Raw genomic sequence first — 13,686 nt, 5'->3', positions numbered from 1 at the left:
CCCCCAGGAGTCAAGCGCGCAGGCGATTCACCGTGGGCCGGACTGCAGGCGGTACCTACGGGCCGGTATCGTACAGGTCGTGATCACCGCCATCGTGTTGCTGCATGTCGACGTCCACCTGATCCCGGAGACGGCGACCGCCCTCGCCAACATCGAGCGGGTCAGCGAGGTCTACTCCGTCACCGGCGACTGGGAGCTGGTGGTCATGGTGCGGGTGCGGTCCCACGAGGAGATCGCCGACGTCGTGACGGGCGAGATCGCCAAGGTCGAGGGCGTCACCGCCACCCACACGATGATCGCCTTCCGCGCCTACGCCTCGGAAGACCTCGACCGCCTCTGGGGCATCGGCTTCGAGGACGCAGAGGGCCTGTAGCCCCTCCCCCGGCAGTGGACCCCCGGGGCCCCGCTGAACGGGAGCCCTCCCGGCGACGTGGGCAGCGGCGTCGCGTCAGGGGTAGTCCGGGCCCCGGTCGGCGCGATCGGGGCCTGCGTCGTCCCTGCACGATGATCGGCACGATCGGGTGGGCCGGTCCGCGCCCCGGCCGGCGCGATCGGGGCCTCCATCGTCCATGGCCGACGACAGGCGCGATCGTCCTCCCCCATGGATGTCAGGCGGCCTTCTCGAGGGCCCGAAGACGCCGGTGGTAGAGGTCGGCAATCTCCCGGGCGACCCGTTCGACGTCCTCGTCGATCTCGTAGTAGAGGTAGCGGACGACGTCCCAGTCGAGGGCCTTCAGGGTGCGGTCGCGTCGACGATCCCGGTCCTGCTGAGCGGGGTCGAAGTGGTGCGGTCCGTCGATCTCGGCGTTGAGCCGGACGAGGGGGATCGCCACGTCTGCTTGGGCGACCGTCCTGCCGTGTTCGTCCCGGATGTCATGGCTTCCGTCGACGATCGGGACGCCCAGGCGCAGGAGCTCGCGACGCAACGACCGTTCCCGGCGAGAGTGGGACTCAGCATCAGCGAAGTCGGCCAGGACGCGGCGCATGCGGGCGGAGCCGGGGAACTGGCCTCGTTCCTGCACCAAGGCGCCGATCTCGTTGAGGGTCGTCAGGCGGAGTGCGAGCGCTTGGCTGATCGCGAAGGCCACCCCACGGTCCGAGGCGTCTCGGGCGTAGTCGGTGATGGCGTATGCGACGGGTACCAACCGGACGCCGTGCCGTACCACGACTCCCTCGGGGAGGTGGCTGGAACGGCGGACGTCGAACCCCCTCCGCTTGCGGCTGCCCTTTCCCTCCGGGACCACAACCCGGAGCCGGGCCGGCGGATCCTTGAGCACCCGATACGCGTGAAGGGCGCAGTCAGAGGTCAGCCGGGAGTCCTCACCGGCGACTGACTGGGCGAGCGCCGCATGGAACCAGAAGTCACGTCGGGCACCGGGGAGCGCGTAGTGGCCCTTGGCCAAGCGCTCGTACTCCGGCATCCGGATCAGGCGGTCCTTGGTGATGCCAGCCGCGGCCAGCTGGGCGAGCGTCGCGACTCCGTGGAGGTGGTGCATGCCCCAAGGGTCGAGCTGACCCCGGCAGTCAGTCCAGCGACTTGTCCACAGCCGCCTCCCTCGGGTTCGGCGGCGAACACATCACGATCGTGCCGATCATCGTGCAGGGACGACGCAGGCCCCGATCGCGCCAACCAAGGCGCAGACCGGCCCACCCAATCGTGCCGATCATCGTCCGGGGACGACGAAGGCCCCGATCGCGCCAACCAAGGCGCAGACCGGCCCACCCGATCGTGCCGATCATCGTCCGGGGACGACGAAGGCCCCGATCGCGCCAACCGCGGCCCGCGGGACGCAGCAACCAGCGACCGCCGCGCGGCGGCCCCGGTGGGGGTCAGGTGGCGAGGGACTGCGAGAGCTTGACCCAGCTGTCGCGGATGCGCTTGGCGGCGCCGGAGTCGATTGACTCCTTGGCCGCGGCGATGGCGGCGTCCCAGGTGTCGGCGCGGTCGGCTGCGCGCAGGGCCGCTGCCGCACCGACGACGACGATGTCGCGCGGCGCACCCTCCACGCCGTCGAGGATCTCGTTGGCGATCCTCAGGTTGACGTCGACCTCGCCGCCGCGCAGGTCCTCCAGCGTGGCGCGGGGTATCCCGTGGTCGGCCGGGTCGAACTGGTACTGCTCGACCTCACCCTCGCGGATCTCCCAGATCGTCGAGGGGCCCGTCGTCGTGAGCTCGTCCAGTCCGTCGTGGCCGTGGAAGACCAGCGCGTGGCTGGATCCCAAGCGGGCCAGCACGTCGGCCATCCTGGGCGCCATCGCCTTGTCCGACACGCCGATCGACTGGTGCGAGGCACCCGCCGGGTTGCTCAACGGCCCGAGGAAGTTGAACACCGTCGGCACGCCCAGCTCACGTCGCGCCGGGGCCACGTGGCGCATCGCCGGGTGGAACTTCGGGGCGAAGCAGAAGCCGATCCCGACCTCCTCGATGCACGCCTCCACACCCTCCGGCGGCAGGTCGATGACGACACCCCACGCCTCGAGCAGGTCAGCGGAGCCGCACTTGCCGCTGGCCGCGCGGTTGCCGTGCTTGGCGACCCGCGCCCCTGCGCCGGCCACGACGATGGCCGAGACCGTGGACACGTTGAACGTCCCGGCCCGGTCCCCACCGGTTCCGCACGTGTCGACCAGCGGGCCGTCGACCCTCACGGGCAGCGCGTAGGCCCGCATGGACCGCACGAGGCCAGCGATCTCCTCACCGGTCTCGCCCTTCATGCGCAACGCCATCAGCAGGCCGGCGACCTGGGCCGGCGTGGCGTTGCCGTCCATGATCTGTTCCATGACCGACGACGTGGTGGCGTCGTCGAGGTCGTTGCCGGCCAGCAGGGCCGAGAGGACGTCGGGGAACCGGACCTCGTCGCGCACGGGGGCTACAGACCGGTGGCGGCGCCGGGGCCCGCCGCAACGGCGGCGTCACCGGTGGCACCCTCGGGCAGCTCGTCTGCCGGACCCTCGTCGGAGCGGCCGGCCACACCGGTCTGGACCGCGAGCTCGCGCTCGGGAGCTGGGTCCAGCAACGACGGCTTGGGCTCACCACCCACGCCGGGGAGGGCGGGGATCGGGTCACCGGCGACGACGGCCTGCAGGGTCTCGCGCAGGTCGAAGGGGTCGGCGGGCTTCTGCACGTAGGCGTCGGCCTGCGCCCAGTTGGCCAGCCACTTGTCCTGGGCACGGGCGATCAGCAGCACGACGGGCGGCATGTCCTGTCCCATCTGCCCGCGGGCCTTCACCTCCCGGGTCAGCGCCAGCCCACCGGTGGGGTGGGTGTCGTTGTCAGCGACGACGACGTCGTAGGACTCGCCCTCGTCGAGCAGGGCGATCGCCCGCTGGGGCGTCGAGACCTGGAACACCGTTGAGGCATCCCAGCCCTCCACGGCCGTACGGACCTGGGCTGCCACCGACGCGTGGTCGGCCACCATGAGGATCTTCATCGCCACGCGATCATGCCACGCCCTTCCGCTGCCGCCGAACCGCAGCTCACATCCCCGGCACCCTCGCCGATCAGTCCGGGGACGCAGCCGTCATCACCACGGTCACGAAAGAGGTCGCATGCCAGGGTTCAGCGTTCGCCACAAGGTCCTGATCGGCGTGGGCCTGCTCGCCATCGTCATGGTCGTCGCCTCCACCCTGTCCCTCGTGCAGGTCCGGTCGCTGAGCACCCTGCATCGCGAGTTCGTCGACGAGCAGTTCGCGATCCTGACCCATGTCGAGGGTGCGGCGCTGGACGCCAGCCGTGCCGCGACCGCCGAGCGGGGCTACCTGCTGGCCGGCAACTCGCGGTTCGTCGAGGAGGTCCGGGTGGAGCATCTCCCGGCCGTCCGTGACCACCTCGATGCCGCTGCCGGGGTCAACCCCGACGCCGTCGGGCTGCTGACGCCCGTCAACGAGGCGTTCGTCGCGTGGACCGACAGCCTCGAGGAGGAGTTCGACCTCTACACCCGTGACCCGTTCAGCGCCCAGATGATGGCGTTCATCAACCCGCTGGCGCAGCGCCTGGAGTTCGAGGAGGCGCTGGCCGCCGTCACCGAGGCCACCACCGCTGCCGTCGCCGAGGCGGATGCCCAGTTCGACGCTGCCGCTGCGAGGGCCCGGGCCATCACCCTGGGCACCCTCGTCGCCGGCGTGCTCGCCGTGATCGGCGGCTGGCTGCTCAGCAAGAACGTTGCCCGCCAGGTCGACGGCAGCGTCGCGGCGCTCGGCGCGTCCTCCACCGAGCTGGTCGACCTGAGCCACCTGATGGGGACCGAGGCTGCCCAGGTCACCGACCGCGCTGCGGCTGCCAACGCCGCTTCCCACGACGTGGACGCCAGCGTGCGGTCCGTCGCCGTCGCCATCGAGCAGCTGAACGGATCCATCCACGACGTCGCCCGTCGTGCCCAGGATGCCCTCGCCGCCGCCGAGTCCGCGGTGGCCACGGCCGAGGAGACCACCGAATCGGTCGCCCGCCTCGACAACTCCAGCACTCGCATCGGCACCGTGCTCGACACCATCACCGCCATCGCCGGGCAGACCAACATGCTGGCCCTCAACGCCACCATCGAGGCTGCCCGGGCCGGTGAGGCGGGCCGCGGGTTCGTCGTGGTCGCCAACGAGGTCAAGGACCTGTCGCAGAAGACCGCAGCCGCCACGAGGGAGATCGGGGCAAGCATCACCGCGATCCAGGCCGACAGCGACGCCGCGGCCACGAGCATCACCCGCATCCAGGACGTGATCAGCCACCTGGCCGGGCTGTCCACCGCCATCGCCGCAACGGTGGAGGAGCAGACCGCCGCCACCGAGGCGATCAGCCAGTCGATGGGCAACGCGTCACGGGCGACCACCGCCATCTCCACCAGCATCGAGGAGCTCGCCGCGACCAGCGTCCGCACCTCGGCCCGCGCAGCCGAGGCAGGCGCGGCGGCGGCCCGGCTGGAGGGAGTCGCCAACGCCCTGGGTGGAGACCGTCAACCCCGACCCGATGCCTCGGCCGCCGGCGGTGACGGCCTGCACGGGCCCGACGAGGACCACGACGGCGCGGTGGACGCACACGAGGACACGGCGTCGTCAGTCCCCGGCGTCGTGACCGACGAGGACATCCGCCGACTGCTGTCGTCCTGACCGACGAGGCGTGCCGACGAGCAGGTCGACCGACAACGCGGAGGCCGACCCGGACCTGCGATCCGGGCCGACCCTGCGAGGAACGCCTGCCTACTCGGTGACGGTCCAGGTCTCGTTGCCGGCCAGCAGCGACGCCAGGTCGCCCTCGCCGCGCCGCGCGACGTCGGCGTCGACCTGGGCCTGCACCTGGGCGTCGTAGACCGGCCGCTGCACCTGTCGGAAGATCCCGATCGGCGTCGGCGTCGTCGGTCCGTGCGCCACCCGTGACAGCATGAACGCGAAGGAGGAGTCCTCGCGGTGGGCGTCGTGGACGATGATGTTGTCCTCCCCCACCGCCGCGACGTCCACGATCTCCGGGCGCGCCTTCGCCGACATCGTGATGCCGCGCTCCATGTCCTTGCCGAACCGGATCGGCTCGCCGTGGACCAGCCTGATCTGGTTCTCCTCCGGATGCTCCTTGAGCACCTCGAACGCGCCGTCGTTGAAGATGTTGCAGTTCTGGTAGACCTCGATGAACGCCGCTCCCTCGTGGGCCGCGGCGGCCTCGATCATCTCCCGCAGGTGCTCGCGTTCGGTGTCGATGGAGCGCGCCACGAACGTCGCCTCGGCCCCGATCGCGACCGACACCGGGTTGAACGGGTGATCGAGTGACCCGAAGGGCGTCGACTTGGTGATCTTGCCGATCTCCGACGTCGGGGAGTACTGGCCCTTCGTCAACCCGTAGATCTGGTTGTTGAACATGATGATCGTCAGGTTGGCGTTTCGGCGCAGCGCATGGATCAGGTGGTTGCCGCCGATCGACAGGCCGTCGCCGTCACCGGTCACGACGAAGACCTTCAGGTTGGGGTTGGCGGTCGCCACCCCGGTCGCGATCGCCGGCGCACGCCCGTGGATGGAGTGGAAGCCGTAGGTGTCCATGTAGTACGGGAAGCGGCTGGAGCAGCCGATCCCCGAGATGAACACGACGTCCTCCTTGCGCGCGCCGAGGTCGGGCATCGTCGCCTGGACGTTGGCGAGGATCGAGTAGTCCCCGCAGCCCGGACACCAGCGCACCTCCTGGTCGGAGGTGAAGTCCTTCTTGGAGTACTGGGGCAGTTCGGCAGTGGTCATCGTGTGGCCTCCGTGGCAGAGAACGGCCCGAGCGGAGCGGGGGACAGAGCCTTCCTGGAGTACTGCGGCAGCTCGTTCATTGTGCTCGTGGTCACTCGGTCACCTCGTCGATGTGGGCTTCCAGCTCGGCTTGCAGCTCCTGGGTGGTGAACGGCAGGCCGCGCACGCGGTTGTAGCCGCGGGCGTCCACCAGGTACTGCGCCCGGAGCAGCATGGACAGCTGTCCGGTGTTCATCTCGGGCACCACGATCCGCTTGTAGCGGCCGAGCACCTCCGCGGTGTTTGCCGGGAAGGGGTTGAGGTGCCGGAAGTGCACCCGGGCGACCCGTCGCCCGTCTCGCCGGACCTTGCGGACCGCCTGACGGATGGGGCCGTACGTCGAGCCCCAGCCGGCCACGAGGACCTCGGCGTCGACGTCGCCGTCGACCTCCAGCTGCGGGATGTCCGCGGCGATGCCGGCGATCTTCTGCTGCCGCAGCACCGTCATCCGATGGTGGTTGTCGGGGTCGTAGGAGATGTTGCCCAGGCCGTCGGCCTTCTCGAGGCCGCCGATGCGGTGCTCCAGTCCGGGGGTGCCGGGGATGGCCCAGGGCCGGGCGAGCGTGCCCTCGTCCCGCTTGAACGGCCAGAACTCCTCCCCCGCGTTGGGCCCGCTGGCGAAGTCGACGAACGGCCGCAGGTCGGGCAGGGACGCCACGTCGGGGATGCGCCACGGTTCGGCGCCGTTGGCGAGGTAGCCGTCGGAGAGCAGGAAGACGGGGGTCCGGTACTTCAGCGCCAGCCGCGCCGCCTCGATCGCGGCGTAGAAGCAGTCGCCGGGAGTTGCCGCCGCCACGATCGGCACCGAGGAGTCACCGTTGCGGCCGTACATGGCCTGCAGCAGGTCGGACTGCTCGGTCTTGGTCGGCAGCCCGGTGGACGGTCCACCGCGCTGGACGTTGATGACGATGAGGGGCAGCTCGACCGACAGCGCCAGGCCGATCGTCTCGGCCTTCAGCGCGATGCCCGGTCCCGAGGTGACCGTGGCCGCCAGCGACCCGGCGAAGGCGGCCCCGAGGGAGGCACCGATGCCGGCGATCTCGTCCTCGGCCTGCACCGTCTTGACGTTGAAGTGCTTGTGGCGGGACAGCTCGTGGAGCACATCCGACGCCGGCGTGATCGGGTAGCCACCGAGGAAGAACGGCAGGCCCGACTGGGTGCCAGCGGCGATCAGGCCGTAGGACAACGCGGTGTTGCCGGTGATCTGCCGGTACGTGCCGGCGGGCAGCTTGGCCGGCGCGACCTCGTAGCGGTGGCTGAACACCTCGGTCGTCTCGCCGAACGCCCAACCCGACCGGAACGCCTTGATGTTGGCCTCGGCCACGTCGGGGGCCTTGGCGAACTTGCTCCGCAGCCACTCCTCGGTGCCCTGGGTCGGACGCGAGAACATGAACGACATCAGCCCGAGCGCGAACATGTTCTTCGAGCGCTGCTTGTCCTTCTTGGAGATGTCGAAGTCCTCCAGCGCCCCCACCGTCATGGTGGTGATGGGGACCTGGAACACCCGGTAGCCCTCGAGGGAGGTGCCGTCGAGCGGGTTCTCGTCGTAGCCGGCCTTCTTGAGGTTGCCGCGCGTGAACGCGTCGGTGTTGACGATCAGCGTGCCGCCCGACACGAGGTCCTTGAGGTTGGTCTTCAGCGCCGCGGGGTTCATCGCGACGAGGACGTCCGGCGCGTCGCCGGGGGTCAGGATGTCGTGGTCGGCGAAGTGCAGCTGGAAGCCGGACACGCCGGGCAACGATCCTGCTGGGGCCCGGATCTCCGCCGGGAAGTCCGGCAGCGTGGCCAGGTCGTTGTGGGCGTCCGCTGTTGCGGATGTGAACCGCGTCCCGGTGAGCTGCATGCCATCACCGGAGTCCCCCGCGAAGCGGATCGTGACCGTGCCAAGTCGTTCGACTGGCTTCTCGGTCGCGTGCTCGACGTCCTTCGTGTCTGTCACCGGCGTGATGCCTCCAGCGTCGTGGCGACGTCCCTTCGGGGGGACGCGGGTGGTCGTTTCGGCTCCTCGACCGCCCTCTGTGGCGGGCATCCTAGTCCGCATCCCTGTCACCGGTGGGGCTCTGGCGAAGGTGCGGCCGAAGGAGGACGATTCGACAGGTGCGGCCGGTCCGCGCTGGTCGTGCGAGCCTTCCGGTCATGTCCCCTCCACCGGCAGGTCCGCGCCCACACCTCGACATCGCCTCCGCAGCGCCCTGGCATCCCCGTGCACTGGTCGCCCTGACGCAGGTGGCGGAGGGGTTCCCCGCCGATCCGACCAGGCTGCACCGAGCCGGCCGTGACGCCAGCGACCTGCTCGAGCGCGCCCGCGGGGCGGTGGCCGAGGAGCTCGGCGGGCGGCCCGACGCGGTGACGTTCACGAGCGGCGCGACCGAGGCGATCCACCTGGCGATCCGTGGCACCGCCGCCGCCGACGCCACACGGCCCCGGCGCATCGTGTCGTGTGCGGTCGAGCACTCCGCGGTCCTGTCCGCCGCCGACGCGGTGGCCGCGACGGGAAGCCACGAGCACATCCGGGTCGGCGTCGATGCCGACGGACGCATCCGGCTGGACGAGCTGGAGGAGGTGCTCGGCGACGGCGCGGTTTTGGTCAACGTGCAGCACGCCAACCACGAGGTCGGCACGGTGCAGCCCCTCGCCGACGTGGTGCGCCTGTGCCGCGAGGCCGACGCGCTGCTGCATGTCGACGCAGCGCAGACCGCCGGTCGCCTGCCCGTCTCGCTGGAGCGCCTCGACGTCGACTACCTGTCGGTCAGCGCTGCCAAGTTCGGTGGGGGACGCGGCGTGGGCGCCCTGCTCACCTCCCCTCGGGCGCGCGTGCAGGGGATCCTGACCGGCGACGAACGCGAACGTCGCCGGCGTGCGGGCCTGCAGAACCTGCCGGGGATCGCCGCGATGGCGGAGGTGCTGGCCACCCTCCGTCCGCGCAACCCCGCGGGCGAGGCCGGCGGCGAGGTCAGCCGCGCCGACGCCGTGCGACGACACCTCCGTCGACGCCTGGCCGATTCCGTGCCCGACCTGGAGGTCCACGGTCCCGACGACGACACCCTCTCCCACCTCGTGGCCTGCTCCGCGCTGTACGTGGAGGGGCAGGCGCTGGTCACCGCGCTCGACGCCGCGGGATGGGCCGTGCACAGCGGGTCGTCGTGCGCCACGACCAGCGGCGAGCCGTCCCACGTCCTCGTGGCCATGGGCGCCCTGACGCACGGCCACGTCCGGGTCTCCTTCGACCACCGCTTCGGCACCGACCACGCCGACGCGTTCGTGGAGGACCTCGCCCGCGTCGTCAGCGAGCAGCGGGCCAGACTGGGCATCGAACCCGGTGGGCTCGGCTGGCCAGCCGGGTCCCGCTAGCGTGGCCGTCGTGTCAGCCGTCACCATCGTCGACTCGCGCGGTCGCCCCTGTCCCCTCCCCGTGATCGACCTGGCGAAGGCGATGACCGCCGTCGAGGTCGGCGAGGGGGTGCGGGTGCTGTCGGATGACCTCGGCGCCGACGTCGACATCCCAGCGTGGTGTCGGATGCGTGGTCAGGAGCTGCGGGAGGTCACCGACGAGGGCGACCACCGCGCCTACCTGGTCATGCGTGTGCGCTGACCGCCTGTTCCACCCGGCCGACCACGCCCCGCTGCACCAACCACGGCGGCCTTCGCCCCACCGTGGGTGCGTTGCACCACCCCCAAGGCGGCCCATCGCACACACCCCCGCGCGACGTGTGCGTTGGCCCCCACCCCAGGGCGCCCGGGGCACACGGACCCCGACCCCGTGTGCGATGCACGACCCCACGGGAGGCCGCCTCCACACCCCGAGCACCCACCGACCTCGGCTACCGGACCGGAACCCGACGAGCGAATCGAGGACCAGCCGGCAACGCGAAACGGCGGCCCGAAGGCCGCCGTCGGTCTCGCGTCGCGCGAACCCCTACTGGAAGGAGTCGCCGCAGGCGCAGGAGGACTGGGCGTTGGGGTTGTCGATGGAGAACCCAGCACCCTGGAGGCTGTCGACCCAGTCGATGGTCGTGCCACGCAGGTACGGGCTGGACATCTTGTCCACGCGGATCGGGACACCCTTGACGTCGACCAGCACGTCGTTGTCGAGCTGGCGGTCGTCGAAGTAGAGGGCGTAGCGCATGCCGGCGCAGCCACCGGGCTGGACCGCGATGCGAAGGGAGATGGCGTCGGTGTCTTCCTCGCGAGCCATCAGCTCACGGACCTTCTCGGCCGCCGAGTCGGTCAGGGACACCGGACCGTCGACGGTCTCGGATGCGGCAGGGGCAGTGGTGACGTCGCTCATAGGTGTCCCCGAGTGTATGCCTCGTGTCGCCCGATGCACAGGCAGCCGCGCCTCATTCGGCCACGTCGGCGGGTTCGACCCCGGTGGCGGCCATCAGCTGCTGGGGGGTGAGCGGGAACACCGTGTCGGGTGTCCCCGCGGCCGCCCACACCTCCTCGAACTGCAGCAGGTCACGGTCGAGGAGCATGCGAAGGGGGGCCGGGTGGCCGAAGGGCGCGGTCCCACCGATCGCGTAGCCCGTGGCGGCGCGGGCCTCGTCGGCCGTCGCCCGACGGACGACGCCGCCGCCGAGCTCGGCCTCGACCTTCCCGGCGTCCACGCGGTGCCGGCCGGACACGAGGACGAGCAGCGGGCCGACGTCGTCGTGCATGACGATGCTCTTGACGATGGCGGCCACGTCGCACCCGATCGCCGCGGCCGCATCAGCCGCGGTTCGGGTGCCCTCCGGGAACGTCGTGACCGCGATGTCGAGCCCCTCTGCCGCGGCGGCGGCGATGACCCGTGCGGTCGCTGGCTTCGTCTCCTGCACTCCCCTGCCCCTTCGTCGATGGTTCCCGACAGGCCGCTCGCTCGGCGCTGCCTCAATCGGCACGCGCCGATCACGAATAGACTACGGCCGCTAATGGACGGCGTTGCAGCGCCGACGAGGTAGCGATGGAGACCTTCATCTCGTCCGACACCAGACCTTCCGACGGCCAGCGGGCCACCGACACGTCCGCGGCGGCGGTCGCCGCGGCCCGGTTGGGCGCAAACGACGTGCTCGTGTTCGCCCACACCCACGGGCGGTCCCACCTGCTCATCGGCGGCGTCGGCCTCGGCGAGACGTGGGCCGGCACGGTCGCGGTCGAGGAGCGCGACGAACCACGCTTCGTCGCGGCCACCGAGGGCCAGACGCTGCGGATCCAGCAGGACGAACCCGTCCGCATCGTCGGCCCGTACTACGCCTCGAGCGCCGCGCTGGTGCCCGTCGAGGGCCTGGTCGTCGTGATCGGCGGCGGCCACGACTGGTTGTCCGCCGTCGACGAGGCGACGCTGACGGCCGCCGCCGAGGAGGCCGCCGCGGCGCTGGCCGGCACCGAACCGACCCGTGACCTCAGCCACGAGCTGGACGTCTACACCCGTCTTCGCGAGCTGCTGCAGCCCGTCGGTGACCGCAGCCGCACCGCCCACCACCTGGTGCAGCAGGCCGCCGACGTGCTCGAAGCCGACTTCGTGCTGCTGCTGCCCGAACCCGGCGCGGACCTGGCCGTGGCCCGGCCCGGCTGGGCACCCAACGACCCCGGCGGCCTGCGCGCGGCAGCAGACCTCGTCGTCAGCGCGCTCCCGCAGGAGGTGCTGGTCATCCAGGACGTCCGCGACGCCCCGCTGCCGCCGCCCCTGTCACCCGAGGACGGGCTGCGCAGCGCCATGATCATGCCGCTGACCTCCGAGGGTTTCCTGCTGGCCGCCCACGCGTCGGGCCGGCCGCGTGGGTTCACCAGCCTGGACCTCGACGTCGGCACGCTGCTGGCCGAGACCGCCTCGGTCGCCCTTGCCGCCGCCGACACCTCCTCGACCCTTGACCGCCACGTCGAGCGGGTGCGCTGGCTGCTCCGTCGCGACCCGGTCACGGGCCTGCCGGACCACCGCGCGTGGGCCGACGCGCTGGATGCAACCGACTCCGGCGCCGTCGTGGCGGTCGGGCTCGGCAACGTCGAGGCACCCGACCGGCTGCTGCAGATCGTCGGCGCCGTCCTGCAGCGACAGGCCACCGACACCGACCTCGTGGCCCGCGTCGGCGTGGCCGAGTTCGGCCTGCTGCTCCGTGGCGCGAGCCTGTCCACGGCCGAGCAGATCGCCGCGGCGGTCCGCGAACGCCTCGGGCCGATCCGCCGAGCCGACGGCAGCCCCGTCGGGGTCGGCTTCGCCGCCACCCCGGAGCTCGACTCGGTCCGCGACGCCTGGCGGGTCGCCGCCGGCCGCATGCTGGAGTCCTGACCCGCCCGAACGCCGGCCTCCCGGTTCCCGGACGCGAAGGACCAGCCAGCTAGTCGAGCGAGGCGGCGACCTCGGCAGCCACCTCGGCCAGGCGATGCGCGGGCCGGGTCAACCCGTCCTCCCCCAGCTCACCGATCCGGTCGAACCCCGACGTCCCCGCCGGGTGCACCCGGCCGCCGATGCCGACCGTCATCGCGCCCGCCGCCCTGGCTGCCGCTGCGACGACGGCCGGGGCCTTCCCGCTGGAGGTCTGGGCGTCGATGCTGCCCTCGCCGGTCACCACCACGTCGGCGCGCTGCACGTCCAGGCCGACCAGCTCGGCGACGACCTCGGCGCCCGACCGCGGGGTCGCCCCCGTCAGCGCCATCAGCGCGAACCCCAGCCCGCCGGCCGCCCCGGCCCCGGGCCGGTCCCTCCAGGGGCCACCCGGCAGGTCGCGTTCCAGCACGTCGGCGCAGGCCGCGAGCGACTGCTCCAGCTCGACGACACCGTCGGGGTCGGCGCCCTTCTGCGGTCCGAACACCGCGGCGGCGCCCTCGGGGCCCAGCAGCGGGTTGGTCACGTCGCTGGCGATCACCACGTCACCCAGGTCGAGGGGGGCATGCGGGCGCAGCGTCGTGGCTTCCCTGACCCAGCGTCCGCCGACCTTCACGCCGTTGCCGTCGGCCCGGCGCAGCGCGTGTCCGGTCAGGGCCGAGACCATCCCCGCGCCGCAGTCCACCGTCGCCGACCCGCCGAGCCCGATGATCACCCGACGGCATCCCCGCCCTGCGACATCCGCCAGCAGCTGGCCGACCCCGTACGTGGTCGCCCGCAGCGGGTCCCGAGCGTCGGCGGGCAGCGTGTGGAGCCCGCAGGCCCGGGCCGTCTCGACCACGGCCGTCCCGTCGGGCAGCTCCAGCCACCCCGCGTCCGTGGCCAGCCCGCGGGCGTCGGCGACCTCGACCGCGTGCCAGGTGGCGGCCGGCTGGGCGTGGCCGACGACGTCGACGAGCCCCTCGCCGCCGTCGGACATCGGCACCAGCACGACCTCGTCGTCGGGACGGGCACGACGCCATCCCTCGGCGATGGCCTCGGCGGCCCGCAGGGCGGTGAGCGTGCCGGAGAAGGAGTCCGGGGCGATGAGGACACGCATGGCCGCGCAGCGTAGCGGGTGGCGCTGTCCGCCCCCTCCCCCG

Annotated in this window: 13 protein-coding genes; 5 read left to right on the top strand and 8 right to left on the bottom strand. The window is 71.8% G+C overall.

Going from position 1 to position 13,686, the window contains the following annotated elements:
- The first annotated feature begins 79 nt into the window (after nucleotides 1-79).
- On the top strand, nucleotides 80-373 hold the full coding sequence (locus CUC05_RS06100; RefSeq protein WP_108665195.1) for an Lrp/AsnC family transcriptional regulator: 294 nt from the start codon (nucleotides 80-82) through the stop codon (nucleotides 371-373).
- A 235-nt stretch (nucleotides 374-608) separates the two neighbouring features.
- Here CUC05_RS06100 and CUC05_RS06095 read toward each other — a convergent pair whose 3' ends face one another.
- From CUC05_RS06095 to CUC05_RS06085, 3 genes are all read right to left on the bottom strand, one after another.
- A complete protein-coding gene (locus tag CUC05_RS06095) occupies nucleotides 609-1,496 on the bottom strand; it encodes a DUF559 domain-containing protein (protein WP_108665194.1) in 888 nt (295 codons plus the stop codon).
- A gap of 334 nt (nucleotides 1,497-1,830) precedes the next feature.
- Nucleotides 1,831-2,862: an anthranilate phosphoribosyltransferase gene (trpD, locus tag CUC05_RS06090; protein ID WP_108665193.1), complete on the bottom strand. Its 1,032-nt coding sequence runs from the start codon at nucleotides 2,860-2,862 to the stop codon at nucleotides 1,831-1,833.
- A gap of 5 nt (nucleotides 2,863-2,867) precedes the next feature.
- On the bottom strand, nucleotides 2,868-3,428 hold the full coding sequence (locus CUC05_RS06085) for a response regulator (RefSeq protein WP_108665192.1): 561 nt from the start codon (nucleotides 3,426-3,428) through the stop codon (nucleotides 2,868-2,870).
- A 118-nt stretch (nucleotides 3,429-3,546) separates the two neighbouring features.
- Here CUC05_RS06085 and CUC05_RS06080 point away from each other — a divergent pair, with 118 nt between their 5' ends.
- Nucleotides 3,547-5,094, top strand: coding sequence for a methyl-accepting chemotaxis protein (locus CUC05_RS06080; protein ID WP_170127930.1), 1,548 nt, complete (start codon nucleotides 3,547-3,549; stop codon nucleotides 5,092-5,094).
- A 90-nt stretch (nucleotides 5,095-5,184) separates the two neighbouring features.
- Here the strand turns inward: CUC05_RS06080 and CUC05_RS06075 are convergent, their stop codons facing one another.
- Nucleotides 5,185-6,204, bottom strand: coding sequence for a 2-oxoacid:ferredoxin oxidoreductase subunit beta (locus tag CUC05_RS06075; RefSeq protein WP_108665190.1), 1,020 nt, complete (start codon nucleotides 6,202-6,204; stop codon nucleotides 5,185-5,187).
- Nucleotides 6,205-6,295: 91 nt separating this feature from the next.
- Nucleotides 6,296-8,272, bottom strand: coding sequence for a 2-oxoacid:acceptor oxidoreductase subunit alpha (locus CUC05_RS06070; RefSeq protein WP_108665189.1), 1,977 nt, complete (start codon nucleotides 8,270-8,272; stop codon nucleotides 6,296-6,298).
- A 107-nt stretch (nucleotides 8,273-8,379) separates the two neighbouring features.
- On the opposite strand from CUC05_RS06070, the gene CUC05_RS06065 reads away from it, so the two are divergent.
- Both CUC05_RS06065 and CUC05_RS06060 read left to right on the top strand, forming a co-directional pair.
- A complete protein-coding gene (locus CUC05_RS06065) occupies nucleotides 8,380-9,594 on the top strand; it encodes a cysteine desulfurase family protein (protein WP_108665188.1) in 1,215 nt (404 codons plus the stop codon).
- A gap of 10 nt (nucleotides 9,595-9,604) precedes the next feature.
- Entirely contained in the window at nucleotides 9,605-9,835 is a 231-nt protein-coding gene (locus CUC05_RS06060) for a sulfurtransferase TusA family protein (protein ID WP_157965275.1), read from the top strand.
- A gap of 324 nt (nucleotides 9,836-10,159) precedes the next feature.
- Here the strand turns inward: CUC05_RS06060 and CUC05_RS06055 are convergent, their stop codons facing one another.
- Both CUC05_RS06055 and CUC05_RS06050 read right to left on the bottom strand, forming a co-directional pair.
- On the bottom strand, nucleotides 10,160-10,531 hold the full coding sequence (locus tag CUC05_RS06055; protein ID WP_108665186.1) for a HesB/IscA family protein: 372 nt from the start codon (nucleotides 10,529-10,531) through the stop codon (nucleotides 10,160-10,162).
- Nucleotides 10,532-10,583: 52 nt separating this feature from the next.
- Nucleotides 10,584-11,060, bottom strand: coding sequence for a YbaK/EbsC family protein (locus CUC05_RS06050; RefSeq protein WP_108665185.1), 477 nt, complete (start codon nucleotides 11,058-11,060; stop codon nucleotides 10,584-10,586).
- 125 nt (nucleotides 11,061-11,185) lie between these two features.
- Here CUC05_RS06050 and CUC05_RS06045 point away from each other — a divergent pair, with 125 nt between their 5' ends.
- Nucleotides 11,186-12,508 carry a GGDEF domain-containing protein gene (locus CUC05_RS06045; RefSeq protein ID WP_108665184.1) on the top strand — a complete coding sequence of 441 codons (1,323 nt, stop codon included), beginning with the start codon at nucleotides 11,186-11,188 and terminating at the stop codon, nucleotides 12,506-12,508.
- A 49-nt stretch (nucleotides 12,509-12,557) separates the two neighbouring features.
- Here CUC05_RS06045 and CUC05_RS06040 read toward each other — a convergent pair whose 3' ends face one another.
- On the bottom strand, nucleotides 12,558-13,643 hold the full coding sequence (locus CUC05_RS06040; RefSeq protein WP_108665183.1) for a glycerate kinase: 1,086 nt from the start codon (nucleotides 13,641-13,643) through the stop codon (nucleotides 12,558-12,560).
- Nucleotides 13,644-13,686 lie beyond the last annotated feature (43 nt).

The organism is Euzebya rosea (assembly GCF_003073135.1).
Classification (GTDB): Bacteria; Actinomycetota; Nitriliruptoria; order Euzebyales; family Euzebyaceae; genus Euzebya; species Euzebya rosea.
The sequence above is the reverse complement of the archived record's forward strand: the minus strand, read 5'-3'. Positions and strand labels throughout refer to the sequence as shown.